This window comes from Acetivibrio straminisolvens JCM 21531, from assembly GCF_000521465.1.
In the GTDB taxonomy this organism is placed as follows: domain Bacteria; phylum Bacillota; class Clostridia; order Acetivibrionales; family Acetivibrionaceae; genus Hungateiclostridium; species Hungateiclostridium straminisolvens.
This window is the reverse complement of sequence record NZ_BAVR01000163.1, coordinates 1-1,179: the sequence shown is the minus strand read 5'-3', so window position 1 is coordinate 1,179 and position 1,179 is coordinate 1. Positions and strand designations below refer to the sequence as shown.

Here is a 1,179-nt window from a genome sequence, read left to right as displayed (position 1 = left end):
TACATCCGAATCAGCTAAGTCGCTGGAAAGCAGAATTCATAAGCAATGCAGGCAGAATTTTCAGTAAGGAAACTGATGAAATAGATAAGGTCAAACAGTCGTATGAAAAGGAGAAGGACGAACTGCTTAAGCAAATAGGGCAACTTTCATATGAGGTTGCCTGGCTTAAAAAAAAATCTGGCCGAATCTAAGTCTCGAAAAGACCGTATGAAGATGATTGACAGAGAAGAAAAGAAGCTTAGCATCACAAAACAAGCGGAGCTATTAGGAATTAACCGTACGAGCCTTTACTACAAGCCAGTCCCAGTGAAAGAAGAGGAACACCTGATTAAGCGTATTATCGATGAAACTTATACATGTCATCCGGAGTATGGCTATCGCAGGATGACGAATATCTTAAAGCGAGATTATCACATTAATGTCAATCGAAAGCGAACCAGGCGTTACATGAGGGAAATGGGAATCCATGGTTTTTGTCCGGGACCTAATCTTAGCAAACGTTTGCATAGCAAGCATATGTACCCATATTTGCTAAGAGGCATAAACATTGAGCATCCAAATCAGGTATGGTCTATAGACATAACATACTGTCGGATGAAGCGAGGTTTTATGTATATGGTAGCTATAATAGACTGGTATTCCCGCTATATTGTTGGGTTTGAGCTATCAAACACTTTAGATAGGAGATTCGTAATAGAGGCAATACAGAAGGCAATAAAACGGTACGGTAAGCCGGAAATCATTAATAGCGATCAAGGATCGCAATTCACAAATGATGATTACATAAACTTACTAAAGAGTAATAATATAAAAATTTCAATGGATGGGAAAGGAAGAGCACTAGATAACCAAAGGATAGAGCGTTTTTTTCGAACTTACAAATGGGAAAAACTTTATCTTGAGGATTGCGAAACAGGTCACCAACTCTGGCATATTACTAGGGATTATGTTGAATATTATAATAACCATAGACCCCATCAGTCATTAGGCTACAAAACGCCAGTAGAGTATTATTCAGGGTGTTGCAAACAGTTTCAAGCAGTCGTATAAAGCTTTAGAGCTTTGCGCCAATTCCTGCCTTCGCTGGAAGGTAGCTATTGTGAGATAACAGAACGAAAAAAGAATTTATATGTATTGAATGTGAAGGATTGAGATAAGTTTACTTGCGTTTTTAATTAA

The 1,179-nt window shown here is 38.2% G+C and carries 1 protein-coding gene; it reads left to right on the top strand.

What is annotated here, in order from left to right; all coding sequences use genetic code 11:
• A protein-coding gene (locus JCM21531_RS17275; protein ID WP_439644321.1) for an IS3 family transposase occupies positions 1 to 1,050 on the top strand; the annotation gives its coding sequence in 2 pieces (ribosomal slippage) (positions 1 to 164 and positions 166 to 1,050; 1,049 coding nt annotated over the 2 pieces). This gene is flagged as partial in the annotation.
• Positions 1,051 to 1,179: the final 129 nt, after the last annotated feature.